Here is a 26,036-nt window from a genome sequence, read left to right on the forward strand (position 1 = left end):
GCTCCTTTAGCTTATCTATGGTTATACAAAAAAATCCCCCAGGGCGCTCAGGTCCAGGGTGGCAAAGTAATCATCCACGGTCTCGCTCCGGCGGATCATGCGGATCGACTTATCCGGCCGCAGAAGCAGTTCCCCGCAGCGGAGCTTGCCGTTGTAGTTGAACCCCATGGCCCGTCCGTGGGCTCCGGCGTCGTGGATGATAAGATAATCCCCGGGCTTTATCTTTGGTAATTGCCGCTGCACGGCGAATTTGTCGTTGTTTTCGCAGAGGCTTCCCACCACATCGTAGGTTTCCGTGGCCGCCTCATCCTCCTTTCCCGCCACGGTGATGTGGTGATAGGCCCCGTAAAGCCCGGGCCGCATCAGATCCGCCATGGAGGCGTCCAGACCGACATACTCCCGGTAGATGCTTTTGGTATGGATGGCCCGGGTCACCAGCCACCCGTAGGGACCGGTAATTACCCGGCCCCATTCGGTGTGGATTCCCAGGGGATGGAGGCCGCCGGGAACGACGATCCGCTCATAGACCGCTTGAATCCCCGCGGCAAGACGGCCATAATCCACCCCCTGGTCTCCGGGACGGTAGGGAATACCCACCCCCCCGCCCAGGTTGACGAATTCCAGCCGCACGGCGGTTTTTTCCTTGATCTCCACGGCCAATTCAAAAAGGAGCCGCGCCGTTTCGATATGGTAATCCAGGTTGAGTTCATTGGAGGCCACCATGGTATGCAGGGCAAAGCGCTTAACCCCCTTTTCCCGGAGCAGGCCGTAAGCCCTGAGGATCTGATCCCGGGTAAAACCGTATTTCGCCTCTTCGGGTTTCCCGATGATCCCATTCCCCCCCTTAAGGAGGCCCGGATTGTAACGGCAGGAAATAAGCGGGGGGATGCCCGCGGTTTTTTCCAGAAAATCAATATGGGTGATATCATCCAGGTTGATGATTGCCCCCAGGTCCCGGGCGGCCCGGTACTCCTGGGCGGGGGTCTCGTTGGAGGTGAACATAATGTCCTCCCCGGTGATCCCCGCCATATCCGCCAAAATCAGCTCCGGATAACTGGAACAGTCCGCCCCAAAACCCTCCGCGGCGAGGATCTTGAGCATAAAGGGGTTGGGCAGGGCTTTAACGGCAAAATGCTCTTTGAACGAAGGAAAGATCGAAAACGCCCGGAGGATGGCCCGGGCGTTTTCCCGCAGGGCCCCTTCATCGTAGAGGTAGAAGGGAGTCGGATAAGACCGGACCAATTCATCAAGCTCTGCCTTGGACAGGGGAAAGGTCTTGGCCTTCATGAGAGATACCCCTTGGTTTTGAGCAGTTCCGCGTTGAGGATCCCCCCGCCGGCAGCCCCCCGGACCGTATTGTGGGACAGGCAGGTAAACCGGAGGTCAAAGATATTACAGGGCCGGATCCGGCCCACGGTAACGGCCATGGCCTTATCCGTGTCCCGGTCTTTCCGGGGCTGGGGCCGGTCCGCCTCTTCTCGCAGGATAATGGGCTGTTTAGGGGCCATGGGAAGGTCCAATTCCTGGGGCAGGGCGGTAAAGGAAGCCCAAATTTCCTTTACCTGTTCAACAGACGGTTTTGGACCGGCAAATTCCAGGCTGACGCAGGCGGTGTGTCCATCGCTTACCGGGACCCGGTTACAGTGGGCGCTGATCCGGGGTACGGAAGCGTTTTCTATCCCGCCGTCTTTGAGGGTCCCCAGGATCTTCAGGGGCTCCTGTTCGGACTTCTCCTCCTCCCCCCCGATATAGGGGACCACGTTGTCGATTATGTCCAGGCTGGGGGTCCCGGGGTAACCCGCGCCGGAAACCGCCTGCAGGGTGGTCACAAAAATCCGGCTGACCCCATATCCCGCCTTGATCAGGGCATAGAGGGGGGTCATATAACTTTGGATGGAACAGTTGGGTTTCACCGCGATAAAGCCCCGGTCCCAGCCCCGTTTTGCCCGCTGGATGGGGATAAGATCCGCGTGATGGGGATTTATTTCGGCAATGAGCATGGGCACGTCCCCGGTCCACCGGTGGGCGGAGGCGTTGGAGATCACCGGGATCCCCGCGGCGGCATAGGCCGCTTCCAGGGTCCGGATCTCCTCTTTTCCCATTTCCAGGGCGGAAAAAACAAAGGCGCAGTCCCCCCCCTGGCCGGCCGTTACTGCCCGAGAAAGATCATTGGCGTCCTCCACCATAAGGGCTCCCACGGCATCGGAATAGGTTCTGACCTGATGCCAGCGCCCCGCCACGGCCTCGTGATATTTTTTACCGGCGCTCCGGGGGGAGGCGGCCACATAACGCACCTCAAACCAGGGGTGGTTTTCCAGGAGGGCGAGGTACTGCTGCCCCACCATGCCCGTCGCACCCAGGATTCCTACGGGAATCTTTCCCATATATTCCTCCATAAAAAAACCTTAGCGGTTTTCCCAAAACCGCTTTATTCTAACAAAAACAAATTCTTTTGACTATAATACCCGGAAAAACCCGGGGCAGGGGCTTTTAGGACCCGCACAAGAATAAAATGCAGGGCATTTTATTCTAATTGCTTACGCAATAAAGAAACAATATGACCATTCGGTCATGTTGTTTCTGCGCGGGTCCTTAGATGAAATGTTCCGCATACAGGGCATTACCCCGGGCGCTATTTTTGCCGCCGGCTGTCCTTGGTTATCCCCAGATCCTCCAGAACCGCATAGAGGCTTTTTTCGTTCTCCGGGGAGAGGGACCCCAGGGGAAGCCTGGGCGGGCCTCCGGGCAGACCCGCCCAGGTCATGGCGGCTTTGATGGGAATGGGGTTGGTTTCGATAAAAGCGGTCTTGATCAGGGGCAGCAACTGATAATGAAGCCGCCGGCCCTCCGCAAAATCACCGGCCTGACAGGCCCTCACCAGGGCCGCGATCCGGTCGGGGATCAGGTTGGAAATCACCGAAATGACCCCGTCCCCCCCCAGGGCCATCAGGGGCAGGGTAAAGGCATCGTCCCCGGAAAGTACCGTAAAGCCCCCGGCCTTCCCCGGCCCCGCCGTATCCCGGATGATGTCTCCCATCTGGGCCAGGTCCCCGGAGGCCTCCTTGACCCCGATGATGCCGGGGATCCGGGCAAGCGCTTTCATCAGGGTCGGGGGGATGTTCCGCCCGGTCCGGGAGGCGATGTTGTAAATGATCACCGGAAGCCCCCCCTCGATGGCGGCGGCCTCAAAATGGCGGAGGAGACCTGCGTCATTGGGTTTATTGTAATAGGGGGTCACCACCAGGGCGGCGTCGGCCCCCAGGTCCCGGGCCCGCTTGACGTATTTTACGGTGTATTTGGTGGAATTGGAACCGGCCCCGGCGATGATGGGGATCCGGCCCCGTACCTCCTCCACGGCGATTTTGAGGAGTTTTTCTTCCTCCGCTTCTTCCAGGGTCGGGGTCTCGCCGGTGGTTCCCAGGGGAACCAGGCCATCGATTCCTTCTTGCAGCTGAAAACGGACCAGTTCCCTGAATCCGTCATAGTCCACCTCCCCATTTTCAAGCATGGGGGTGATCAGGGCCGTATAGGCCCCCCGAAATACTTTCATACCGGGCTCCATAACACAAGCTTGTTTCAAAACCCATCTGAGTTTTGAAACCGGCTCAAATTTATTCCCCTGGCGAAGGGGACGCTAAGGACCCGCGCAGAAACAATATGACCGAATGGTCATATTGTTTCTCTATTGCGTAAGCAATTAGAATAAAATGCCCTGCATTTTATTCTTGCGCGGGTCCTAAGATATCCTTAAGCACGTCGTCCATGGTAAAAACCCCCGGCCGGGGGCACAGGGCCTCTTGTCCCGGTCCGGTATATGACACAAGCCATTCCGCGGCCTGGATCGCCCCCAGGGCAAAACCCTCCCGGTTCCGGGCGGTATGGGTTATCTCGATGGTATCCGCCGGGGAGTCAAAAAAGAGGCTATGAATCCCCGGGACAGACCCGATCCGGAGGCTGGAAAAGTGCAGTTCCCCGGGACGGGGGGGGCGGTTCAGGGCATCCCAAACAGCTTGGGTCTTCCGGGTCATCCGGGCTAAAACCTGTTCCACCAGGGTTTTGGCGGTCCCCGAAGGGCTGTCCGCCTTTTTATTATGGTGGGTTTCCAGCCCCCCCACATCGTATTCCTGGAAGGGATCCATGACCGCCGCCGCATAGGCGGCGATGCGGTAAAACAGGTTAACCCCCAGGGAAAAATTGGAGGACCACAGCAGGGAAGCGCCGGAATCGGTTACCAGCTTCGTCACCTCCTCAAGCCGATCATACCACCCGGTGGTCCCCGTCACCACCGGCAGCTTCCACCGGCAGAGGGCCGTAATGTTTTCCACGGTTTTATCCGGCCGGGTAAATTCAATGGCCGCGTCGGCCGTGGCCAAGCCCTTGGAATTTTCCTCCCCCGCCTGGTCGGGAAAAAGCCGTAAAAGGGGTATCCCCGACTGGGTTCTCTCATCCGCCGCATAGGGATCAACCACCACCGTGATATGGTGCCCCCGGTTCAGGGCTTCCTGTTCTATCAATCTTCCCATCTTGCCGTAACCAATAAGGGCGATATTCATGGGCCGCTCCTCCTTGCCGGATTTAAGACGCCGAGCCGGCTTCAAAATTACCGGGATTTTGAAATTGACCCACCGGATTCAGGTTTTTTTTCAAAAAAAATCCGGTGTAAAGCCCGCACGACATCCGCCGCCTGGGTATCGTTCACAATAAAACTGATATTTACCTTGCTGGCCCCCTGGGAAACCATCTGTACCGGTATCTCCAGATCCGCACATACCCCAAAGGCCTGAGCCAGTATATTTGAGGACCGGCGTATGTCCCCGACAATGGTTACGATAGCTTTGCCGGTCTTAATTTCCACCGCGGCAATTTTGGCCAGATCCTTTTTCAGGAGTCCCAGGTCATAGTCCGTATCCAGGGTAAGGGAAACCGAAACTTCGCTGGTAGCCACCATATCCACGGAAATATGGTATTTGGCGAAGGCGGAAAAAACCTCTTCCAAAAACCCATATTGTCCCAGCATCCGGGAGGAAACAATGTCCACCAGGGTGACCTTTTTCCGGGAGGTAATGGCCTGAACCGGCCCGGTCTTCTGGTCCAGGACCGCGGTGATCCGGGTTCCCGGCGCCCCGGAGTTGTAGGAATTTTTTACCAATACCGGGGTCCCGGTCTTACTGCAGGGCTGCATGGCCCGGGGGTGCAGCACCTGGGCGCCAAAATAGGCCAGTTCCGCCGCCTCGTCGTAGGTGATGGTTACCACCGGAAGGGCCTCGGGGACCAGCCGGGGGTCCGCGGTCAGGATCCCGTCCACATCCTTCCAGATCTGGGCTTCCTCGGCGCCGCAGGCCGCCGCGATGGTGGTGGCCGAGAGATCCGACCCCCCCCGGCCCAGGGTGGTGATGTTCCCCGCCCCATCCCGGGCGATAAAACCGGTAACCACCGGCAGGATCCCCCCTTGGATCAGGGGAATCAAGGCTTGGGGAATCAGGCTCCAGGACTCGGGCAGCAACTCGGCGGCGGTAAAATTGGAATCCGAAAGAAACCCCGCGTCCCAGGAATCCAGCGCCCGGGCAGGAACCCCCTGGACGTTAAAATAGGCCGCCACAATCCGTACCGAAAGCCGTTCCCCAAAGGAGACCAGATAATCCTTGGTCCTCCCGGTAAGTTCCTTTATAAGGGATATACCCACGAGGAGGTTCCGCAGCTCCCCCAAAAGGGGGCGGATCTCCTCCACTACCGGGGCCGCAAGCCCCAGTTCTTTTATGGTTTTTAGGTGGAGTTCTTCGATTTTATCCATCGACACCACCGGATCTTTTAGGGCCCTTTCCGCGGCTTCCAAGAGGTGATCGGTGGTGTCCCCCATGGCGGAGAGTACTAAAACCGGTTTTCGGGACAATTCGGCCTTTACCAGCTCCGAAATATACCGGATCCGTTCCGCGTTTGCCACGGAACTGCCCCCGAATTTCATCACGACCATGCAAAATCCTCCGCCGATGCTAACACGTTTTTTTAGCTTATCAAAAACCGGGGGGATATTCAATAGAGACGACGCTTGCCATCATATACCATGGCATGTATAAATATACATTATTTTTTAATTTCAGAGGATTCTTTTTTAAATTTTATAAATATCTTCGGAAATATATAGACAAATTGTATAGATATACATTATTATACTTTAAAATTCTGAGATCCAAAGGAGAAACAGTTATGAAAAAATTATGTGTGGTGGTTTTAGCCTTGTGCTGTACCATGTCCTTGGCTTTTGCCGGTGGCGGACAGGCAGGGGGAGCATCTTCCGATACCGTAACCATCGGTGCGGTTTTCCCGCTTTCAGGGAGCGTGGCCTTTTACGGGACCGAATCCAGAAACGGCGCCCTCCTGGCCATTGACGAAATCAACGCGGCCGGCGGCCTGCTGGGTAAAAAACTTACCCTCCTCGCCGAGGATGATGAAGGCAACGCCGAAAAATCGGTAAACGCCTTCACCAAACTTGCCACCAGGGACAAGGTTTCCTTTGTCCTCGGTTCCAGTACCTCGGGGGCGACCATGGCCATGACTTCCCTGGCCCAGCAGAGCAAGGTCATCCTGATTTCACCCTCGGCCACCAATACCGAGGTTACCAAAGCAGGGGATTATATTTTCCGGGCCTGTTTTATCGATCCCTTCCAGGGGGTGGTGGGCGCCGATTTTGCCTATGATACCCTGGGTTCCCGCCGGGCCGCCATTCTCTATGATGCCGGCGCCGATTACAACACCGGTTTGGCCGAAGCCTTCAGGAATCAGTTCAAGGCCATCGGCGGACAGGTTGTGGCGGACGAAGCCTACCAGAGCGGGGATGTGGATTTTAATGCCCAGGTTACCCGCATCCGGGCCGCCAATCCCGACATTGTGTATCTTCCCAATTATTACAATGATGTGGCCCTCCAGGCGAAACAGCTCCGGGCCCAGGGCGTCAACTGCGCCCTCCTGGGCGGCGACGGCTGGGACGGCCTTATCGACAACGCGGGGGACGAAGTCCTCAACGGGTTCTGGTCTGCCGGTTTTGCCGCGGATACCACCGATCCCCGGGGACAAGCCTTTGTCAAAGCCTATGAAGCCAAATTCAATTCCACCGCGTCCCAATTCGCGGCCCTGGGCTATGATACTATGATGCTGGTAGTCGACGGAATCAAAGCGGCGGGCTCCTTCGATACCGCTGCGGTGAAAACCGCCATAGCCAAGATCAACGGCCCCTATGTAACCGGCAACATCCGTTTTGACGCCAACCGGGACCCGATTAAGGGCGCTGCCATTCTTGAAATCGTCAATCGGAACGGCAAACTCGCCAACGCCTACAAGACGACGGTTAACCCCAAGTAACCCAAATAAATAACCCGGACCCCCAGGAAAACCAACCCGGGGTCCGGTGCTTTAATTCAGTATCCGGATAAGGAAGATGATAGTATTACAGCAGTTGATAAATGGAATTTCTTTGGGGTCGATTTATGCCCTGATTGCCCTGGGTTATACCATGGTCTACGGGATAGTCCTCCTCATCAATTTTGCCCACGGCGACATCCTTATGGTGGGGGCTTACACGGCCTTCTTCATCCTCGGCGCCATAGGTTCAGGTCCGGCAGGGATGTTTATCGCCCTGGTGATCGCCATGATCGTCTGCGCCTGCTTTGGGATTACCATTGAGCGTTTGGCATATCGGCCCCTGCGTTCGGCGCCCCGGCTCAATTCCCTGATCACCGCCATTGCCGTAAGTTTGATTCTGGAAAACGGGGCCCGGGTTTTGCCCTTTATCGGCCCCAACCCCCGGCAATTTCCCCGGCCGCAGGTGGTCAACATACAAATCGGCGGGGAGCTTTCCATTTCCAATATTCAGATCATCGTGATTATCCTGTCGGCCCTCCTGATGTTGGCCTTGAATTATATCGTGAACTATACCAAACGGGGAAAGGCCATGCGGGCCGTTTCCTATGATATGGCCGCGGCGAGTCTCATGGGGATTTCGGTGAACGGTATCATTTCCTTTACCTTCGCCCTGGGTTCGGTATTGGCCGCCGCCGGCGGGGTTCTTTACGCTTCGGCCTATCCCCAGGTGAACCCCCTTATGGGGATGATGCCCGGCCTCAAAGCCTTTGTGGCGGCGGTGTTGGGGGGTATAGGTTCCATCCCCGGCGCTATGCTTGGGGGCTTTATCCTGGGTATAGCGGAAACCTTTACCAAGGGTTTTATTTCCAGTCAATTCAGTGACGCTATTTCATTTTCCATACTGATCATCGTGTTACTGCTTAAACCCAGCGGAATTCTGGGCAGAAAATTAAGGATGAAGGTATAACATGGCGGTCAAATTCCCCCTTCGATCCACGATTATTCTCACGGCCATCGGCATTTTTGCGGTATTCCTGCCCTTCCTGCTGATGTCGGTAGGAATCCTCGATGCCTACACCGCCCACGTAATCGCCATGGGTGGGGTTAACGCCATTATGGCCATGTCGGTGAATATGATCGTGGGGATTACCGGTCAGCTTTCCCTGGGTCAGGCCGGGTTCCTGGCTATCGGGGCCTATTCGTGTATTTTTTTCACCCTGGACCTGGGACTGCCCCTGCCCGTGGCTGCGGCCGCGGCCACGGCACTTACCACCCTCGCCGGTTTTCTCATCGGTTTTCCGGTACTCAAACTCACCGGCGATTACCTGGCCATCGTTACCCTGGGTTTCGGCGAAATAATCCGGGTTGTTTTTATTAACCTCAAGCCCCTCACCGGGGGTCCTAACGGCAGGCAGTTTACCACGGCCATGGCGTTGGACGGCCGGCTGGCCCTGGGAATCGTTACCCTGGTATTGGTGCTGCTCTTGGCCCTGGTGCAGAATTTTCTTCGTTCCACCTACGGCCGGGCGATGATGGCGGTGCGGGAGGATGAAATCGCCGCCAATTCCGCCGGGGTCGACATCTTCCGCTACAAGATGCTGGGGTTTGTGTTGGCGGCTTTTATCGCCGGTATAGGGGGCTCCCTCTACGGTATGGTGGTGGGTTTCGTCAAGCCCGACATTGCCCAGTTCCTCAAGTCCATCGATTTTCTTATTTATGTGGTGTTGGGCGGTATGGGTTCCATGACCGGTTCCATCCTGGCCGCCTATGTCCTCACCTATCTGCAGGAATTCCTCCGTTTTCTCCAGGATTACCGCCTCCTCATTTATCCCCTGATCCTCATCTTCGTTATGCTTTTCCGTCCCAAGGGCCTTTTGGGCACCAAGGAATTCTCTTTTGTACACTCCATCGATCGTTTTGTGGCTTTTATCCGCCGCAAAACCGGTAAGGAGCAAGCCGATGCCTGAGGGAAAAGAAATTATCCTCAAGGTGGAGGATCTCTCCATCGTTTTCGGCGGACTCCGGGCGGTGAGCGAATTTTCCTGCGAACTCTATCGTGGGGAACTTATGGGGCTTATCGGGCCCAACGGCGCGGGGAAAACCACGGTTTTTAACATGATCTCCGGTGTTTATACCCCTACGGGAGGAAAAATCACCTTTTGGGACGCCGATGGCAAAAAACATCAAATCGGCGCCAAAAGCCCCTCGGTCCTTAACCAGGTGGGTATCTCCCGAACCTTCCAGAATATACGCCTCTTCGGCAGTCTGACGGTGGAAGACAATGTGCGGATCGCCCTCCACTCCCGGCGCAGGGTTAAACCGGTGGACGTACTTTTCCGGTTGAAACGGTTCAGGGAAGACGAAGAAGCCATGGTGAAGCGCGCCGGGGAACTGCTTTCCCTTTTCAAAATCGAGCATAAAAAACATGAGCTGGCCCGGAACCTTCCCTACGGGGAACAACGGAAGCTGGAAATCGCCCGGGCCCTGGCGGCCAGTCCCAGCCTGCTCCTTTTGGACGAGCCCGCCGCGGGGATGAACCCCCAGGAAACCGCGGATCTTATGAAGCTCATCTCGTTTATCCGCCGGGAATTCAACCTTACTATCCTGCTCATAGAACACGACATGCACCTGGTGATGGGGATCTGTGAGCGGCTCCAGGTCATCGATTACGGCCGGGTCATTGCCGAGGGGCTTCCCGATGATATACGCCAAAACCCGGCGGTAATCAAAGCCTATTTGGGGGAGGAGGCGGTTCATGGCTGAAGCGCTGCTCACGGTACGGGATATGTCGGTTCATTACGGCGTTATCCGCGCCCTGCGGGGGATTTCCTTTGAGGTGGGCGCCGGGGAAATTATCTCCCTCATCGGTTCCAACGGCGCAGGGAAAAGCACCATCCTCCTGGCCATTTCCAATATCGTAAAGAAGTCCTCGGGCAGCGTTACTTTCGCCGGAAAGGATATCAGCTCCCTGCCGCCGGACCAGATAGTCGCCACGGGGCTTATCCAGGTTCCCGAAGGCCGCCGGATCTTTGCCAACCTGACGGTAAAAGAGAATCTGGAAATGGGCGCCTATGCCCGGCGGGACCGGAACGGCATTAAAGAAGATATGGAATCGGTCTATACCCTGTTCCCCCGGCTCAAGGAACGGGTACGGCAGATAGCAGGTACCCTTTCGGGGGGGGAACAGCAGATGCTCGCCATGGGCCGTTCTCTGATGGCCAAACCCCGGCTGCTCCTGCTGGACGAGCCCTCCATGGGGCTTGCCCCTATTCTGGTAGATGAAATTTTCGCCGTTATCCGCCGTTTCAACGAGGCGGGAACCACCATACTCCTGGTAGAACAGAACGCCTTTAAGGCGTTAAAGCTGGCCCACCGCGGCTACATCCTTGAAACCGGCGAAATTATAAAAACCGGCCCCGCGGCAGATCTTATGAAGGACGACCTGGTACGGGAGGTCTACCTGGGCGGCTAGGGCGGGTCCTAACGCTGCCGGACCGGCCACCGCAGCTTAAATCTCGCGGTCAGCCCTACGTCAAAAGCGGAATAACCGGCGCCCATAATATTTTTTACCGTCCGTGCCGGTTTGCCCAGCTCTTTATATATCCCATCTCCGCGGACATAACTGATATTTCTATATAGAACCGAAAGGGATAGGGTAAAAAAATCTTTGGGGATATTGGGAATAAAGGAAAAGAGCAGGCTCGGTTCAATAAAAAGTCCTATAGCAAGATTGTCGGTGGTGATGGTTAAATCCCGCAAAATATGGTCGTCCTCGCCGATACACCAAATAAGGGGACTTATTTTAAAAGCAATTTCCGCATTAAAATAGCGGTTGAATTCGCCGTAAAAGGCGACACCAGGCGAAATAATATGCCAGGTCTGCTTATAGGTTATAACATCAATCGGTCTGAGATAACCATGCCCGCCATAAGAATCGGGATATAAAAGGGAACCGCCATTCGCCTCCCAGTAAAAATGCATAACATTGTAGGAGATAGAAGGTTTTAACAAAAACTGCCCAAAAATTTGAAAGGAGGCCCCCGCAGAAGCGTCAATAAAGACGGCGTTTTCCGTTTTATTGTCATGCATCGAATAGTGGGTTAGAAATTGAGGATATTCCGATGCCATCCAATCCCTATCCTCCAGGACACCGGTTTTGCCCGGAAACCCAAATTTAAATGAAGTATTGGCAAAAATACTCCAGGTGTTTTCCGGCTTCTGCCAGTGGTAGTTTATATCGATACCGGCATAAACCAGGGGCTTTATATCCCAAAGTAATTGGCTTAATTTATTCTTGGTACTTGCATTCCGGTAAACAATTTCGTCACTTTTTCCGCTTAATAAGCCTAGGGAAGCGCCCAGGAACAGGTTATGATCGTTCCACTTCGTTGCTATTTCCTGGGCCGAAAGCGCCAGGGTCATAACCACGAATAACCCACAGAGAAATATTTTTCTCATGTATCAAATCTCCATAGTACCGGACCTTTCCCAGGGCCGGCGTAAATTTCTACAAAACGGTCATACAAGAGCGTCCAAAATTCGACAATCCGGGGGACCATGATTTTGGAAAGGCAATCACGAAAAACACGCTTTCGCAAAGAACTAAAGCTCAGGAATTTCAGCCGCGGAAACCACAAGTACCGGGGACAAAATAACCAAATTCAAAACCGGTTTGTATTATATGAAAAAACCGCGGGAAAGTCAAAGGTGTTTAGCGGAGGCCGGACTTCATCCCGGACCGGGTCTTTCTTACCCCCCTCTCATTATGGTATACTACCCCAATGATCGCCCTCAAGAGCCTTGTGGCGTATAAAAACCGTCCCGCCTTGGTAGCCGAGACGGGGGACAAGATAGGGATTTGCCTCCCCGGAGGTGAAATCCTCCGGGTCCGGGAAAAGGATATCGAAATGATCCATCCGGGTCCCTGCGGGACGGAAGTCCTGGAACCGGAAGAACTCTCCGGGGATGTCCGGGGGGCCTGGGAACTTTTGGAGGGCAGTTCCGTGCCCCTGCGGGAGCTTGCGGAGCTGGTCTATGGGGAGGATACGGCAAAAACCGCCTGGGCCGCCTACGGCCTCTTGCAGGACGGGCTTTACTTTTCCGGCACCATCGCGGCCATATCCGCCCGGAAAAGCGGGGAAGTGGAGGCCGAGGAGCAGAAACGGCAGGGAAAACAGCGGGAAGTCCGGGAACGGGAGGCTTTTTTGGAGCGCCTCCGGGCGGGGGATTTGGATCTGCCCGGCGACAGCCGTTTTCTCCAGGATGTGGAGGCCTTGGCCTACGGCAGAACCGGCAAGTGCCGTACCCTCAAGGACCTGGGCCGCCCGGAAACCCTTCCGGAAGCCCACCGGCTCCTCCTGGAAAAGGGGGTCTGGACCCCCCGGGTAAACCCCTACCCGGCCCGGTTCGGCGTCACGGCCGGTTCCGCCCAAGCGCCCCTGCCGCCCCCCCCCGAGGAGGACCGCCGGGACCTTACGGGGCTTGCCGCCTTTGCCATAGACAACTCCTGGAGCGACGACCCGGATGACGCCCTTTCCCTGGAGGGGGATACCCTTTGGGTCCATGTGGCGGACCCCGCCGCGGCCCTTTTCCCCGGGAGCCCCCCGGATCTGGAAGCCCGGGATCGGGGAACCACCCTTTACCTTCCCGAGGGAAGCATCCGGATGATCACCGAAGAAGCCCTGCCCGCTTATGCCCTGGGGATCGCTCCGGTCTCCCCGGCCCTGTCCTTTAAAATAACCCTTGACGCCCAGGGAACTATCCTTGATACGGAGACCATCCCTTCCCTGGTCCGGGTTACCCGGCTGACCTACGAAGAAGCGGATGCCCTGGCGGGGGAAGGAGCCCCCCTGGCCGGCCTTTTTGCCCTGGCGGATCGGAACCGCAAACGGCGAGCCCAGGCCGGGGCCGTATTCATCCGGTTCCCCGAGGTGCATATCCGGGTTTCGGAGGAAGAAGTCTCCATAGAGCCGATACAACCATACCGATCCTCGGATCTGGTCCGGGAATGTATGCTCCTTGCCGGGGAAGGGGCCGCCTGGTGGGCCCTACAGCGGCGGCTCCCCTTTCCGTATATCAGCCAGGAACCGGGGGATCTGCCCGGCTCTCCCCTTCCCGGTTTGGCCGGCGCCTACCAGCTCAGGCGGTGCATGCGGCCCCGGATCTTATCGGTACGGCCCGCTTCCCACTGGAGCCTGGGCCTGGACCGGTATACCCAGGTAACCAGCCCCCTGCGGCGGTATACGGACCTTTTGGCCCATCAGCAAATCCGGGGATTTTTGCGGGAGGGAACGGCCGAGTCGGATGCGATCCTGGGGGAAGATGAACTCCTCCTCCGTTTAGCCGCCGCCGATGCCGCGGCCCAGGCAAATCTCCACGCGGAACGGACCTCCCGGACCCATTGGATCATGGTTTATCTCTCCGATAAAAGGGATTCCTCCTGGGAAGGGGTGGTCCTGGAAAAACGGGGAAACCGGGGGCTGGTGCTGATCCCCGCCCTGGGACTGGAGACCCCGGTTTCCCTTAAGGGGGGGGAAGAGCTCAATGAGGTCGTTCTCCTCACCCTGAAGTCGGTCCGGATCCCCGAAGCGGAGGCAAATTTTATCACCGAAGGTTCCGCCGGTACAAAAACGGAAGGATAAATTGGTAAATATGAAGTTTTAAGCGGTTTCCGGTATTTCGGGAAGAATTTAATGGGTAGATCCCTTGACGTAACCCAAATTGTGTATAAGATTAATCTAATATGAGTGATTATCTTGATCCAAATAATGAAGAACTTCTCAAAGATTTTTTCAGCGAAGCCCAAATGCAGGTTGATACGCTGGAACAGAATATTCTGGTTCTTGAGAATGAGGGCGGAAATCGGGATGCGGTAGATGAGATTTTCCGGGCGGCTCATACCCTAAAAGGGGGGGCGGCCACCGTGGAAATGATGGAGCTTTCCCATTTCACCCACCTGGTGGAGGACGTATTGGACGCCATCCGTTCCGATGTGGTTACCATAAATGAGGATGTGGTCGATACCCTGCTTGCCGCTATAGACATTATCAAGGCGATGATCACCCAGCGCATGGACGGTTCTGTTTATCAAGAAGATACCTCCGAAATAGAGGGGCGTCTTTCCGCGCTGCTACCCGAAGGTTCGGCCCATAAAAAGGGCGCCGCGAAATCCGCGCCCAAACCCGCTGCTCCGCCACCTCCGCCTCCACCGGTTCAGGCCCCGGCGGCCTCCGGGCCGGCACTTTCGGACGATGAAATCCAGGAACTCAAGAATTCGGTAGAGGACGGCCGGACTATTTACCGGGTGGCGGTCCAATTTGATGAAAGCAGCCTGATGAATACCGTGGGGGGTATCCAGGTCTACGCGGCGCTGAAAAGTGAGGGGACCATTCTTAAGACGATCCCCGACTTTGAAGCCCTATACGAAGACGTTTTTTATCCCTCGGTGACCTATTTTATCGCCAGCGCCAAGACGCCGGAGGATCTCAAACGGTACGTGGTCATCCCCGACGTAAGCCTCTCGGCGGATATCGCGGATATTACCACCCTGCGGGAGAAACAAGCCATACCCCAGGCCGCGCCTGCCCCGGCGCCCCAGACTGCGCCCGCCGCGCCCCAGGCTGCGCCTGCTGCCCCCGCGCCTGCTGCCAAGGCCCCCGCCCCTGAGGCGCCCAAGGCGGCTCCTGCCGCGGAAGGACCGGGGGCGGATGCCAAAAAGGCCGGTAAAGAGGCCGGGTCCATCCTCCGGGTGGACTCCAAACGGATCGACGATCTCCTCAATCTGGTGTCGGAAACGGTCATCACCAAGGCCACCTTTAACCAGATCAGTAACCAATTTAACGATCTGCTCAACGAGCTTCACAGCCTGGGAGCAACCTACCGGGACCGGATCAAGGCCCTCTTTGACAGCCTGCCCGATTACCTGGAAAGCATCCAGAACGGACGGTCCATCAAGGAGGTCCGTAAGGAAATCGGGGACGAATACGGGGGGATCTTCTCCCTGTTCGAAGGATTCGAGACGACCCTTAAAACCGATGTGGGTAAATTCCGTTCTACCTCCCAGAATCTGGGACGGATCACCGGGGAACTCCAGGAAGGGGTTATGCGGATCCGCATGGTGCCCATCAGCCAGATCTTCAGCCGTTTCCCCCGGCTGGTTCGGGACCTTTCCAAGAGCCTCAACAAGAAGATCAACCTGGTTATCGAAGGGGAAGAGACCGAGCTGGATAAATCGGTCATCGAGGACCTGCTGGATCCTATCATGCACTCGGTCCGGAATTCGGTGGATCACGGCATTGAGTCGGTGGAAGAACGCCGGGCCGCGGGAAAACCCGAAGAGGGGATGGTCCTCCTCAAGGCCAACAACGAAGGGAACATGATCATCATCGAAATATCCGACGACGGCAAGGGTATTGACGTGGAGGCGGTAAAATCCAAGGCCGTAGAACGGGGACTTATCAGCCCCAACAAACTCCTCACCGATGTGGAGGCCTTCAACCTGATCTTTGAGCCGGGTTTCTCCACCGCAAAAACCATTACCGCCATATCCGGCCGGGGAGTGGGGCTTGACGTGGTCCGCCGACAAATAGAAAAACTCAACGGTACCGTTACCGTGAATTCCGAACGGGGCAAGGGGACCAAATTCACCATCAAATTACCCCTGACCCTGGCGATTATCCAGGGGCTCCTGGTTCGGGTGGGGACGGAAATCTACTCCATTCCCATTACCTCGGTCATTGAAAGCCTCAGGCTGAAACCTGAGGATATCAAGATGATCGATAATTACGAGGTCTTTAATATCCGCAACGATGTCCTTTCCCTGCTTCGGCTGAACCGCCTTTTCGGCATAAAAACCGAGGAACATCAGGAGTACAATTTTGTGGTTATCGTGGGAACCGCGGAGAAAAAGATGGGCTTTATGGTGGACAGCCTTATCGGTGAGGAGGATGTGGTAATTAAACCCCTGCGGGATCAGTATACCAATTCTCCGGGTATCGCCGGGGCATCAATTCTGGGGGACGGTTCCGTTTCCCTTATCATTGATGTCAGCCAACTTTTGGAACTAGGACTCCGAAAGGAAATGGAACAACGCCGCGTCCGCGAAGCGTCGATTTAATAGCGAGGAAAGCCCATGGCGATGATAAAAGACTTGGCAACGGTTAACGCCGAATTGCAGGAACAAAAAGAACGGGTCGATACGGTTGATTTTAAAATGGTAACTTTTTCTTTGGCGGGAAAGGATTATGGGGTGGATATTATGAATGTGAAGGAGATCGCCAAGGCGGACAAATTCACCTATGTCCCCAACGCCGCCTCCTTTGTCCGGGGGGTATATAACCTCCGGGGCGATATTATCCCCATCATAGACCTCAGAACTTTTTTTCATCTCCCCTTGGATATCAAGGACGACGGCCAGGAAAATATGCTAATCCTCCGCATCGAGGACCGGGTCTATGGGACCATTGTGGATAAAATCGATAAGGTGGTGGGAATTAACTCCGACACCATCCAGCCGCCGCACCCTATTTTCGGGGATATAAACATCAAATTCATCAGCGGCGTGGTGGAAAAACAGGGGGATCTTTACATTATCCTGGATGTGATCCGGATCTTTACCCAAACCGACGAGGAGAAACAGAAACCCCGGGGTCAGGTGATGCAGGATGTTTCCCCGGAAGCCTACTTTGTCCCGGCCGCCGCCCCATCCCAGGCAGATTCCGAGTCGGCCCTGGGCTTTATCAAGGAAAGCCTTTTGGCGTTAAAACACTTTGCCGCAAGCCCCCTCAATGAGGAATGGCTGACCCGGCGTTTTAGCGATTGGGCCGCTACCCGGACGGGAGCGGAGCTGCAGTTTAAAAACGAAGCCGATGCAGCGGAATTCCTGGTTCCCTTTTATTCCCCCTGTTCCGGGAAATTCTGGGATGATGATTATGCCGCCGCGGTCAAGGGTATATTGCCGGATCTCAACTCGAATAATATCCAAGTATGGAACCCGGGCTGCGGTAAGGGCTATGAAACTTTTTCATTTGTGTGTATACTTAAATCAAGATATCCTGACGGCAGGATAAAAATATGGGCCAACGACAATGATATCATGTCCATATCCCAGGCGCCGAATATGGTTTTCGATTTAGATGAAGTCCCCGAACATTGCCGGGGATTTATGACCCGGGGACGGAATGGGTATAGTTTTAACCAGACTATCAAGGATTCATTGTTGTTTGAATATCACGATATTTTAAATGAGAATTCACTGCCGGAATTGGATATTATTTTGGCCAGGGACCTGTTGTCCTTTTTTTCCGTGCCGGATCAGGAACGGGTTATCGCCGGATTTGTAGAAAAATTAAAGAGCCGGAGTATAGTTATTTTGGGAAGAAATGAGCGTCTAACCGGGCACGAATGGAAAGCGGTGGGTAAGGATCCTGTATCTGCGTTTATGCGGTAATGATAGTAATTATTGGGAAGGAGCATTTGTATGAGAGTTGAATATATCAACCCTTTTAGTGAGGCAGCTTTTAATGTGCTTAAGGAAGTGCTGAACGCTGAGGTAAAGCGGGGGGACCTGTACCTCAAGTCCACAAGTATGTCGATAATGGGGGTTGCGGCTCTGGTCGGCCTTGCGGGCGATGTGGAAGGACGGGTCCTGTTTGACATGACTAAAGAGACGGCCCTGGCCGTGGCGGGTATCATGAACGGTGAGACCTTTACGGTTTTGGACGAGATGGCCAAAGCCACTATTCAGGAGCTTGCCAATATGATCACTGCCCAGGCGGTTACCAAACTTCACGATCTGGGATTCAAGTTCGATCTTACCCCTCCCGCTCTTTTTACCGGTGATAATATGGAGGTTTCCAATACCCTCAAGGTAGAAGCGCTGATCGTGCCCATGGAACTGGGTTCCTTCGGTAAGATCGAGGTAAATGTCGCTATTCGTGAACGTATGTAGGGGAAACCCTAAAGCCGTTTCTGAACCGGAACGCTGGGCGGGATAAACCCCGCCCGCCTGAGAGGGGGACAGCGGCCAATATTGGTTCGGGCCGGTAGATATGGTCGGGGATGGGGCCTTTTTCGGGCCCACGCCGCGCCGCTTTTTTGAGGGAAACATGCTCGCCGGCTCGCATGCCGGGATGGGCGGGCCCTGCGGATTTTATGTAATTAACGCCGCTGACGCGGCGCGGGTCCAGTTTCCCCGGAGGGGAAACCTAAAGCTTTTTTTGAAGCGGAACGCTGGGCGGGATAAACCCCGCCCGCCTGAGGGGGGTACAGCGGCCAATGTTGGTTCCTGGCCCTGTAGAATTTTTTGAATTAACGCCGCTGACGCGGCGCCATTATTGGGGCGGTTAGCTCAGTTGGTTAGAGCACCAGTATGACACGCTGGGGGTCACAAGTTCGACTCTTGTATCGCCCATATTTTTCTATTTCCTTATGTTACAAGGAATTACAGGTTATTTAGCTCTGCTTACCTACATTTTACCTAAAATGCTCCGGAGCGCACGTAGAGGGGCTTATACCGCTTTTACCCTGGCCGGATCAAAATGCCTACATATTGCGGGGGCTAGGCTTCCTGGAGAAAGGCGATATACCCCCGGTAGGTGGTATAGAGGTCGATTTTGCTTATCACCTCAAAGGGGGAATGCATGGAAAGGACCGGGATACCACAGTCCAAAACCTCCACCCCCAGATGGGCGACAAAGAGGGCGATGGTTCCGCCGCCGCCCTGATCCACCTTGCCCAGATCGCCGAACTGCCAACGGATCTGGTTTTTATTGAAGATCCCCTGCACCTTTTGACAAAACTCGGCGTTGGCCTCGCTGCCGCCGAATTTCCCGCCCCGGCCGGTGTATTTGCTTAACACAATACCCTTGCCGAAATGAGAAGCGGTCTTTTTGTCATAAACCGAATCAAAATTGGGATCATAGGCCGCGTTAACATCCGCGGAAAGCATGGAAGAATTACCCAGACACCGGCGGAGTTCAATTTCAGAGTAATGATCCATGGTTTTGGAACAGAGGTAGGCGGCAAAATTTTCAAAGAGCCGGGACTGGGCGCCGGTATTGCCCACGGAACCTATTTCTTCCTTATCCGTAAGAAGACAGATCACGGTTTTTTCCGGGATCGCCGGGGCCGGGACAAAATGCAGGACCGCCTGAAAGGCAGGATAGGCACAGCAGCGGTCGTCATGGCCATACCCCCCTATCATGCTCCGGTCCAGGCCGATATCCCGGGCCTTATAGGCGGGGACAAACTCAAATTCCGCCCCGGCAAAATCCTCCTCCACCAGGCCGTACTTTTCGTGGAGCAGGCTGAGGAGTTTAAGTTTAACCCGGTCTTTGGCCTTATCGTCCTTATAGGGCTCGGAACCCACCAGGATATTAAGATCCTCCCCGTCGAAAAATTCAGCGGCCTTTTTCTGCATCTGATCCCGGGCAAGGTGGGGCAGCAGATCGGTGATCGTAAAAACCGGATCCCCCGGATCCTCGCCGATACAGATACTGGACTTTTTCCCCCCCTTGTCGATCACCGTACCGTGCATGGCCAGGGGCATGGCGGTCCACTGGTAATGTTTAATGCCCCCGTAATAATGGGAATCAAACAGGGCAAGCCCCGAATCTTCATAGAGGGGATTGGTTTTCAGATCGATCCGGGGCGAATCCACATGGGCCCCTACTATATTAAGCCCTTCTCCCAGGGGCCTGCGGCCGATTACCGCAAACACCAGGGACTTTCCCCGAATGTTCTGGTATACCTTCGCCCCCGGGGACAGTTTCCCCTCCCCCCCGAGTAGGGTTTCAATATCGATGAAGCCCTCCCGGCGTAATATATCCAGGCATTGGCCCACAAACTCCCGTTCGGTTTTACCCCGGTCTAAAAAGCTCTTGTACCCTTCGGCAAACGCATGGATCCTGGGGCGATCCTCAGGCTCCGCCGTATCCCAACAATTTTTTAGCTCAAAGGTGAGTTTCTCGGCAAGGAGCTGCCCCTCGCTCTTATTTTCCCCATTGACCGGTTCTGTTCCCATATATATACTCCTGGACTTACTATACCCTTTTAGGTGGTAAAATTCAACGGTTTTGCCGGAATTAACCACGAATCACCGGAACCTCACGAACCAGCCCATGACTTCCACGTAAAGTACTAACCTTGCCTGTTTCGGCAGCTTGTAGTAAGCTCAAAACAGTATGGAAATTCGAGACCGTTACGCCCCTTCCCCTACGGGATTGCAGCACATCGGGGGGGTAAGGACCGCCCTTTTTAACTACCTTTTTGCCCGGTCCCAGGGAGGTAAGTTCATCCTGCGGCTGGAGGACACCGACCGGACCCGTTCGGAGGCGGTCTTTGTCCAGAACCTCTACGACACCTTTGCCTGGCTGGGGATCCCCTGGGATGAGGGACCCGATGTGGGGGGACCCTATGCCCCCTATGTACAGTCGGAACGGTTCGAGATCTACCGGAAATATGCCGGGGAACTGGTGGCGGCCGGCAGGGCCTACTATTGCTTCTGTTCCCCAGAGCGGCTGGAAAAAATTCGGGAGGAGCGGGAAGCGGCCCGTTCCGGGGAAACCGGATATGACCGGCGATGCCGGGATATTTCCCCGGAGGAAGGGGCCGAACGGGTCCGCTCCGGAGAGGCCCACACCGTCCGGCTCAAAATTCCCCTGGGGGAGACCACCCGATTTCGAGACCGGCTTCTGGGGAATATCGAATGGAAAAACGAGGATATAAACCCCGACCCGGTTCTTCTCAAGTCCGACGGCTTCCCCACCTACCATTTGGCCAATGTGGTAGACGATCACCTCATGGGGATAAGCCATGTACTGCGGGCCCAGGAGTGGCTCCCCTCCACACCCCTGCACGTGATCCTCTACCGGAGTTTCGGCTGGTCCCCCCCGGAATTCTGCCACCTCCCCATGGTGATGGGCCAGGACGGAAAGAAACTCAGCAAACGCCACGGGGCCACCAGCGTGGACGAGTTCCGCCGCCAGGGCTATCTGCCCGAGGCCCTGCTGAACTACGTGGCCCTCCTGGGCTGTTCCTATGAGGAGGGGAAGGACCTCTACACCCTGGGGGAACTGGCGGAGCGCTTCGCCCTGGAGAAGCTCAACAAGGCCCCGGCGGTCTTTGATTACAAGAAGCTGGAATGGTACAACGGCCAGTATATCCGGATGAAGGGGGATGAGGCATTGGCGGAGCTTGCCCTAGCCTACGCGATAGAGGCGGGACTTTTCGGCGGGGCGGGGAAAGGTCCCGGCCCGGAGGAAAAGGCGGCCTTTGTTGCCGCCATACCCCTTATCAAGGAGCGGATCTCCTTTCTCCACGAAATACCGGAAAAACTGGACTACCTCTTTTCCGAACCCCCGGTCCCGGCGGCGGCGGAGTTTATTCCCAAAAAATCAGACCTGGCCCATACCATAATCCTGCTGCGGCTGGGCCGGGACCTGCTGGAAAACCTGGCCGCTCTGGACGATCTTGGGGCCGAAGCCCTGGTCAAGGCCACGGCGGAAAAGGAGGGGATAAAATTGGGGGACCTCCTCATGCCCCTTCGGGTGGCGGTAACCGGAAAACGGGTCAGCCCTCCCCTCTTCGGCTCGATCCGCATCCTGGGGAAAAACCCCTGCCTGACCCGGACGGATAAAGCCCTGGAGGTCCTGGAAAAAGCCGGGGCGGTCCAAGATTCGGAAGGCCTATGAAGATCCGGGTCATTGAGCTGCCCCTGGACTTTGGGGCCAGCCGCCGGGGGAGCGATATGGGCCCCTCCGCCATCCGTCTCGCGGGCCTTAAGGAGGCCCTTACCGACGGGGGCCACGAAAGCGAAGAATGTTTCCCCGGGATCCCCGTACCGGCCCAGGAGTTTCTGACGGAGGGGGATAGCTCCGCCAAGTACCTGGCGCCCATTGCCGCGGCCTGCGGGGAGCTGGCCCAGCGGGTGGAACAGGCCCTGGACGAAGGCCGCTTCCCCCTGATCCTGGGGGGGGACCATTCCATTGCCATCGGGAGCCTCTCGGGGCTGGGGGCGGCCTACCGAAAACGGGGGCAGCGCTGGGGGGTTCTCTGGGTGGATGCCCACGGGGACTTTAACACCCCGGAAACTTCCCCCTCGGGGAACATCCACGGCATGGTCCTGGCCGCGGCCTGCGGCTACGGCAGAAAGGAACTTACCGCCCTCCACGGAGATTTTGTCAAACTGGAAACGACCAATGTGGCCCTTGCCGGGGTACGGGACCTGGACCGGAAGGAAAAGGACCTGATGCGCCGGGCAGGACTCCGGGTCTTTACCATGACCGAGGTGGACCGTTTGGGGATCGCCCAAACCGCCCGGGAAATAACCGCCTTTTTTAAGGCCCGGGTGGACCGCCTCCATGTCAGTGTGGATATGGACGCCCTGGACCCGATGATAGCTCCGGGGGTGGGAATTCCCCTGACCGGGGGCTTCTCGTACCGGGAGGTACTCCTCCTCTCGGAGGAACTGGCCGCCTCAGGGCTCCTGGGTTCCGTGGAGGTGGTTGAGGTCAACCCGGTACTGGACGTGCGGAATCAGACCGCCCGGATGGCGGTGGAGATCATCAGCCGCCTCCTGGGGGGAACCATCTACTAGAGGGGAACCCCGAACACCGCCCCCACGCTAAAGGAACGGCCCTCGTCAAAGCCGTCGGTCAGCAAGGCATCAATGGTAAACTTGAACTTATTAAGGGGGGGAATGGCGGATAGATCAATCCGCAGCCCGGTGTTGAGAATGCCCCGGTTGGTGGATATCCGTGGGTTGGGACTGTCGGAATAGGAGAAATTCGCAAAATCAATAATAACATGGACAAAACGGTCCAGGTATTGGGGGAGCAGGAGCAGATCAAAACCCATACCGAAATCTATACTGCTGTCCATACCCCTATAAAAGGTTTTTCCCACCGCCACGGAAGTTTCCGCCCGGGAACCAAAAAAGGTACTCCGGTAGGTGACCGCCCCATAGATCTGTCCGGCCACATAATATCCGCCTACGGCCCGGTTGAAGCGCCGGTTGGTGTAGCGGTCCTCGCCGATGTTCAAAAGCTGTAGATTTCCGCCTATTCCGATAGAGGTATCCCGGTTAAAAGAGGGAATCCGTATTTTGGTTCCGATGATGAGATCATTATTTTGGGCATCATAATAATTATTATCCTGGAGGTCAAAGGCGAAACTTAGTTCCGCAAACCTGAAGAAGCTTGCCCCCAGATTAAACAGGTGGTTGGAGTTCCTGTTGAGGATCCCATGATAGCCGAACTCCAGGCCGGCGGATCTTTCCCAGCCTATATTCCCGGTGGGGACCATAAACAGGCCGGTGGCTCCGTTAAAGCTCATGCTTCGCAGGTTTTGAGCGCTTAGGCCCGGCATAATGAGAAAAACAATACCAAAAACCATCAGAATTTTCCGTGACATGACCATACTAATGCCTCCATAACAAAGGGTCGTTCCCAAACCAACCGGGTTTTATTCGGTGTGGATAAGGGAAAACAAGCCGTCAAAAACTTCTTCTAAATCGCTAAAATGAAGAACCGCCCGGCTGTCCAGGGGGGTGGCCTGGTTGTTGACAATCACGAGGCTCCCCCCTGCCCGCAGGGTAAGTTCCGGGAGGGCCGCGGCGGGATAGACCGTCAAACTGGTCCCCAAAACCAACATGAGATCCGCCTCACGGGCCGCGGCCTCGGCGGTACGCAGGGCCCGGACCGGCAGGCTTTCGCCAAAAAAGGTAATCGCCGGTTTTAACACCCCGCCGCAGCGGGTACACCGGGGCAGTTCCCCGGCCTTGACCAGCTCGGCCACCTCCTCAAAGCGCATAAGATCCCCCGGGGGAAAGGGAGCAGCCGGGGGAGCAGCGGCCAGATCCTCGATGACGAAGGGATCCGAACAGGCGGGACAGTAGTGGATGGAAGGGGAACCGTGGATCTCAATGACCCGGCGGCTTCCCCCCTTTTGGTGGAGCAGATCGATATTCTGGGTGATCACCGCCTGAAGCAGGCCCCGCTGCTCCAGGAGCCCCAGGGTTTTATGGACCACCGAAGGTTCTTTTTCATGGATATTATAGATGAAGGAAGCCGCGGCCGTATAATAAAAAGAGGGATCCACCCTGAAATAATCGATGTCAAAGATCTTTTCCGTGCCTTCCTCTTGATACAGGCCGTTTTTCCCCCGAAAATCCCGGATTCCCGAAAGGGTACTTATCCCCGCCCCGGTCAGGGCGATACCGTGCCGGGCGCCGGAAATTTTTTCAAACAGTTCTTCCAGGGTATTCATGTGATAAACTCCAAAAAGGGCCCTTATTGGCCGGCATAGGTCTTAAAAAGCTCCACCATGGCGGGCTTATTAAACAGCAGGGCATATTTCCGGGCGCTTGCCCCCAGACTATCGGGCTCGTCGGCGTTTGCCCCTGCCTTGAGTAACAGCTCCGTGGAAGCTTCGTCATTGAGACCCACGGCGATGATCAGGGCCGATTGTCCATCCTTGCTTTTCAGGTTCACCTCGGCCCCGGCTTCCAGCAGCAACTCCATGATAGCAAGGTATTTTCCCGCGGTACTGTCGATGAGGGCGGTGGTACCCCGGTCTTCCGCCTGGAGGTTTACCGACGCGCCGGCCTTGAGCAACAGTTTGACGATATGCAGATCCCCCGCCCGGGCGGCAAGGTTCAAGAGGGGCACCCCGAATTTATCCCGGGCATTGGGGGAAAACCCCGCATCGATAAAATGGGAAACCGCCTGGTATTTCTGTTCCCGGATACAATTTTCCAGGGATTCCTCGTTAAAGGGTATTCCCATATCCAGTAGGGCCGCCTTTGCCCGGCGGTACGCCTCTTTCTGCGCCCATTCTTCGGTTTCCACGGCAAGATAGGCGTCCAGGTCATTATCGTTAGAAATCAGGATAACCTGATACGACGGGGGAAGCCGAAGCTCCCCGGAAACCGCGGGATACCCGAGTAAGGCACGGCCGGAACCCAGGGAAAACCCCGCCACAAAACTAAACCAGGGGCTGCGGGCCGAGGATTCGGAAAGAATTGCCATAATATGAGAAGCATCGAAAAAACCATCCCCGAGGGAATCCGGCCGGTCAGGCGTAACGGTACAGGAGGAAACCGTTACCTTATACTTTTTTCGTTTAATAAACCTGACCAGCCGGTCCGCACTGCTTTTTTCTTCTTTCTCATGTAACACGAGTAGGTTCATTAGTATTATTTTCGGAATCCCGGAGATAAAAAAGAGAAAAATCCCAAAAAAAAACGAAGGATTATACCTCGCAAACACCTGGAAGAGAATTCGACCGCGAAGAGAATTCGACCACAAAGGCGCAGAAGGCGAAGAAGGAAGGAAGAAAGAAAGAAATTAATAAGCGGGCCGTTCTTCTTCATGCTTCTCCCCCTTAATTCTTCTTTCTTACTTATTTACCTTCTTCGCCTTCTTCGCCTTCGTGGTAAATTTCTTAAATAGGTATGGCCGTTTGGGTTAGATTACTTATGAGGCAATGGGTCCTCTTGCGTCCATAGGGACACCGGTGATACAATGGAACATTCCCGTGGCGCGGCTCCTGGAGCCTTCCCGCCGCGGTATGCAGTATGGAGGGTTTTTTCTTGAAGGATTTTCTTGACAAACGCATAAACCGTCCTGGTTCACCTACCCCCCCCCCCCCCCCCCCCCTCCCCCTCCCTCTCTACTTTTTTT

At 55.7% G+C, this 26,036-nt stretch carries 21 protein-coding genes and 1 tRNA gene; 12 read left to right on the plus strand and 10 right to left on the minus strand.

Annotated features, from left to right (window positions below; all coding sequences use genetic code 11):
• Window positions 1-21: 21 nt before the first annotated feature.
• The 5 genes from LQZ21_RS06315 to LQZ21_RS06335 all read right to left on the minus strand — a co-directional run bounded on the left by LQZ21_RS06315 (window position 22) and on the right by LQZ21_RS06335 (window position 5,971).
• On the minus strand, window positions 22-1,287 hold the full coding sequence (locus LQZ21_RS06315; RefSeq protein ID WP_411043396.1) for a diaminopimelate decarboxylase: 1,266 nt from the start codon (window positions 1,285-1,287) through the stop codon (window positions 22-24).
• Complete coding sequence (gene asd / locus LQZ21_RS06320; RefSeq protein WP_411043397.1) at window positions 1,284-2,384, minus strand: aspartate-semialdehyde dehydrogenase; 1,101 nt, start codon at window positions 2,382-2,384, stop codon at window positions 1,284-1,286. Before asd ends, LQZ21_RS06315 begins: the two co-directional genes overlap by 4 nt.
• 248 nt (window positions 2,385-2,632) lie before the next feature.
• The gene (gene dapA / locus LQZ21_RS06325) at window positions 2,633-3,550 is read right to left on the minus strand and encodes a 4-hydroxy-tetrahydrodipicolinate synthase (RefSeq protein WP_411043398.1); all 918 of its coding nucleotides are present in this window, start codon (window positions 3,548-3,550) and stop codon (window positions 2,633-2,635) included.
• 169 nt (window positions 3,551-3,719) lie between these two features.
• Entirely contained in the window at window positions 3,720-4,553 is an 834-nt protein-coding gene (gene dapB, locus LQZ21_RS06330) for a 4-hydroxy-tetrahydrodipicolinate reductase (RefSeq protein WP_411043399.1), read from the minus strand.
• A gap of 47 nt (window positions 4,554-4,600) precedes the next feature.
• Window positions 4,601-5,971, minus strand: a complete 1,371-nt coding sequence (locus LQZ21_RS06335; protein ID WP_411043400.1) for an aspartate kinase — start codon at window positions 5,969-5,971, stop codon at window positions 4,601-4,603.
• A 233-nt stretch (window positions 5,972-6,204) separates the two neighbouring features.
• Here LQZ21_RS06335 and LQZ21_RS06340 point away from each other — a divergent pair, with 233 nt between their 5' ends.
• From LQZ21_RS06340 to LQZ21_RS06360, 5 genes are all read left to right on the plus strand, one after another.
• Window positions 6,205-7,356, plus strand: a complete 1,152-nt coding sequence (locus LQZ21_RS06340; protein ID WP_411043401.1) for an ABC transporter substrate-binding protein — start codon at window positions 6,205-6,207, stop codon at window positions 7,354-7,356.
• A gap of 76 nt (window positions 7,357-7,432) precedes the next feature.
• On the plus strand, window positions 7,433-8,323 hold the full coding sequence (locus tag LQZ21_RS06345; RefSeq protein WP_411043402.1) for a branched-chain amino acid ABC transporter permease: 891 nt from the start codon (window positions 7,433-7,435) through the stop codon (window positions 8,321-8,323).
• 1 nt (window position 8,324) lies between these two features.
• Window positions 8,325-9,323, plus strand: a complete 999-nt coding sequence (locus tag LQZ21_RS06350; protein WP_411043403.1) for a branched-chain amino acid ABC transporter permease — start codon at window positions 8,325-8,327, stop codon at window positions 9,321-9,323.
• Window positions 9,316-10,119 (plus strand): ABC transporter ATP-binding protein, encoded by an 804-nt coding sequence (locus LQZ21_RS06355; RefSeq protein ID WP_411043405.1) that lies wholly within the window; start codon window positions 9,316-9,318, stop codon window positions 10,117-10,119. The genes LQZ21_RS06350 and LQZ21_RS06355 overlap by 8 nt, the downstream gene beginning before the upstream one ends.
• Before the next feature lie 4 nt (window positions 10,120-10,123).
• A complete protein-coding gene (locus tag LQZ21_RS06360; RefSeq protein ID WP_411043418.1) occupies window positions 10,124-10,828 on the plus strand; it encodes an ABC transporter ATP-binding protein in 705 nt (234 codons plus the stop codon).
• A gap of 8 nt (window positions 10,829-10,836) precedes the next feature.
• Here the strand turns inward: LQZ21_RS06360 and LQZ21_RS06365 are convergent, their stop codons facing one another.
• Window positions 10,837-11,814, minus strand: a complete 978-nt coding sequence (locus LQZ21_RS06365; RefSeq protein WP_411043406.1) for an omptin family outer membrane protease — start codon at window positions 11,812-11,814, stop codon at window positions 10,837-10,839.
• A 323-nt stretch (window positions 11,815-12,137) separates the two neighbouring features.
• Between LQZ21_RS06365 and LQZ21_RS06370 the strand changes: the two genes are divergently transcribed.
• The 5 genes from LQZ21_RS06370 (at window position 12,138) to LQZ21_RS06390 (ending at window position 18,766) form a co-directional block, all read left to right on the plus strand.
• Complete coding sequence (locus LQZ21_RS06370; protein ID WP_411043407.1) at window positions 12,138-13,997, plus strand: ribonuclease catalytic domain-containing protein; 1,860 nt, start codon at window positions 12,138-12,140, stop codon at window positions 13,995-13,997.
• Window positions 13,998-14,098: 101 nt separating this feature from the next.
• Window positions 14,099-16,471: a chemotaxis protein CheW gene (locus LQZ21_RS06375; RefSeq protein ID WP_411043408.1), complete on the plus strand. Its 2,373-nt coding sequence runs from the start codon at window positions 14,099-14,101 to the stop codon at window positions 16,469-16,471.
• A 15-nt stretch (window positions 16,472-16,486) separates the two neighbouring features.
• Window positions 16,487-17,803, plus strand: coding sequence for a chemotaxis protein CheW (locus tag LQZ21_RS06380; RefSeq protein ID WP_411043409.1), 1,317 nt, complete (start codon window positions 16,487-16,489; stop codon window positions 17,801-17,803).
• A gap of 30 nt (window positions 17,804-17,833) precedes the next feature.
• The gene (locus LQZ21_RS06385; RefSeq protein WP_411043410.1) at window positions 17,834-18,304 is read left to right on the plus strand and encodes a chemotaxis protein CheX; all 471 of its coding nucleotides are present in this window, start codon (window positions 17,834-17,836) and stop codon (window positions 18,302-18,304) included.
• A 388-nt stretch (window positions 18,305-18,692) separates the two neighbouring features.
• Window positions 18,693-18,766, plus strand: a tRNA-Val gene (locus LQZ21_RS06390).
• Window positions 18,767-18,913: 147 nt separating this feature from the next.
• Here LQZ21_RS06390 and LQZ21_RS06395 read toward each other — a convergent pair.
• Entirely contained in the window at window positions 18,914-20,377 is a 1,464-nt protein-coding gene (locus LQZ21_RS06395) for an aminopeptidase (protein ID WP_411043411.1), read from the minus strand.
• A gap of 160 nt (window positions 20,378-20,537) precedes the next feature.
• Between LQZ21_RS06395 and gltX the strand changes: the two genes are divergently transcribed.
• Both gltX and rocF read left to right on the plus strand, forming a co-directional pair.
• The gene (gene gltX, locus LQZ21_RS06400; protein ID WP_411043412.1) at window positions 20,538-22,046 is read left to right on the plus strand and encodes a glutamate--tRNA ligase; all 1,509 of its coding nucleotides are present in this window, start codon (window positions 20,538-20,540) and stop codon (window positions 22,044-22,046) included.
• Entirely contained in the window at window positions 22,043-22,951 is a 909-nt protein-coding gene (gene rocF / locus LQZ21_RS06405) for an arginase (RefSeq protein WP_411043413.1), read from the plus strand. Before gltX ends, rocF begins: the two co-directional genes overlap by 4 nt.
• On the opposite strand, the gene LQZ21_RS06410 is transcribed toward rocF, so the two are convergent.
• The 3 genes from LQZ21_RS06410 to LQZ21_RS06420 are packed head-to-tail and all read right to left on the minus strand — an operon-like array spanning window position 22,948 to window position 25,532.
• On the minus strand, window positions 22,948-23,772 hold the full coding sequence (locus tag LQZ21_RS06410; protein ID WP_411043414.1) for a hypothetical protein: 825 nt from the start codon (window positions 23,770-23,772) through the stop codon (window positions 22,948-22,950). The two genes, rocF and LQZ21_RS06410, sit on opposite strands and share 4 nt — an antisense overlap.
• Window positions 23,773-23,817: 45 nt before the next feature.
• A complete protein-coding gene (locus LQZ21_RS06415; RefSeq protein ID WP_411043415.1) occupies window positions 23,818-24,621 on the minus strand; it encodes a Sir2 family NAD-dependent protein deacetylase in 804 nt (267 codons plus the stop codon).
• 23 nt (window positions 24,622-24,644) lie between these two features.
• Window positions 24,645-25,532, minus strand: a complete 888-nt coding sequence (locus LQZ21_RS06420; protein WP_411043416.1) for an ankyrin repeat domain-containing protein — start codon at window positions 25,530-25,532, stop codon at window positions 24,645-24,647.
• Window positions 25,533-26,036 lie beyond the last annotated feature (504 nt).

The sequence above is a fragment of the Treponema sp. TIM-1 genome (genome assembly GCF_046533115.1).
Taxonomy (GTDB): Bacteria; Spirochaetota; Spirochaetia; order Treponematales; family Breznakiellaceae; genus JAIRMO01.

Excerpts from the sequence above, each read along its gene's own strand:
- LQZ21_RS06385 (WP_411043410.1), top strand. The coding sequence starts at position 17,834 with ATGAGAGTTGAATATATCAACCCTTTTAGTGAGGCAGCTTTTAATGTG.
- LQZ21_RS06315 (WP_411043396.1), bottom strand. The coding sequence starts at position 1,287 with ATGAAGGCCAAGACCTTTCCCCTGTCCAAGGCAGAGCTTGATGAATTG.
- dapB (WP_411043399.1), bottom strand. The coding sequence starts at position 4,553 with ATGAATATCGCCCTTATTGGTTACGGCAAGATGGGAAGATTGATAGAA.
- LQZ21_RS06340 (WP_411043401.1), top strand. The coding sequence starts at position 6,205 with ATGAAAAAATTATGTGTGGTGGTTTTAGCCTTGTGCTGTACCATGTCC.
- LQZ21_RS06345 (WP_411043402.1), top strand. The coding sequence starts at position 7,433 with ATGATAGTATTACAGCAGTTGATAAATGGAATTTCTTTGGGGTCGATT.
- LQZ21_RS06370 (WP_411043407.1), top strand. The coding sequence starts at position 12,138 with ATGATCGCCCTCAAGAGCCTTGTGGCGTATAAAAACCGTCCCGCCTTG.
- dapA (WP_411043398.1), bottom strand. The coding sequence starts at position 3,550 with ATGAAAGTATTTCGGGGGGCCTATACGGCCCTGATCACCCCCATGCTT.
- LQZ21_RS06415 (WP_411043415.1), bottom strand. The coding sequence starts at position 24,621 with ATGAATACCCTGGAAGAACTGTTTGAAAAAATTTCCGGCGCCCGGCAC.
- LQZ21_RS06380 (WP_411043409.1), top strand. The coding sequence starts at position 16,487 with ATGGCGATGATAAAAGACTTGGCAACGGTTAACGCCGAATTGCAGGAA.
- asd (WP_411043397.1), bottom strand. The coding sequence starts at position 2,384 with ATGGGAAAGATTCCCGTAGGAATCCTGGGTGCGACGGGCATGGTGGGG.
- LQZ21_RS06335 (WP_411043400.1), bottom strand. The coding sequence starts at position 5,971 with ATGGTCGTGATGAAATTCGGGGGCAGTTCCGTGGCAAACGCGGAACGG.
- LQZ21_RS06355 (WP_411043405.1), top strand. The coding sequence starts at position 9,316 with ATGCCTGAGGGAAAAGAAATTATCCTCAAGGTGGAGGATCTCTCCATC.
- LQZ21_RS06350 (WP_411043403.1), top strand. The coding sequence starts at position 8,325 with ATGGCGGTCAAATTCCCCCTTCGATCCACGATTATTCTCACGGCCATC.
- rocF (WP_411043413.1), top strand. The coding sequence starts at position 22,043 with ATGAAGATCCGGGTCATTGAGCTGCCCCTGGACTTTGGGGCCAGCCGC.
- gltX (WP_411043412.1), top strand. The coding sequence starts at position 20,538 with ATGGAAATTCGAGACCGTTACGCCCCTTCCCCTACGGGATTGCAGCAC.
- LQZ21_RS06395 (WP_411043411.1), bottom strand. The coding sequence starts at position 20,377 with ATGGGAACAGAACCGGTCAATGGGGAAAATAAGAGCGAGGGGCAGCTC.
- LQZ21_RS06365 (WP_411043406.1), bottom strand. The coding sequence starts at position 11,814 with ATGAGAAAAATATTTCTCTGTGGGTTATTCGTGGTTATGACCCTGGCG.
- LQZ21_RS06375 (WP_411043408.1), top strand. The coding sequence starts at position 14,099 with ATGAGTGATTATCTTGATCCAAATAATGAAGAACTTCTCAAAGATTTT.
- LQZ21_RS06410 (WP_411043414.1), bottom strand. The coding sequence starts at position 23,772 with ATGGTCATGTCACGGAAAATTCTGATGGTTTTTGGTATTGTTTTTCTC.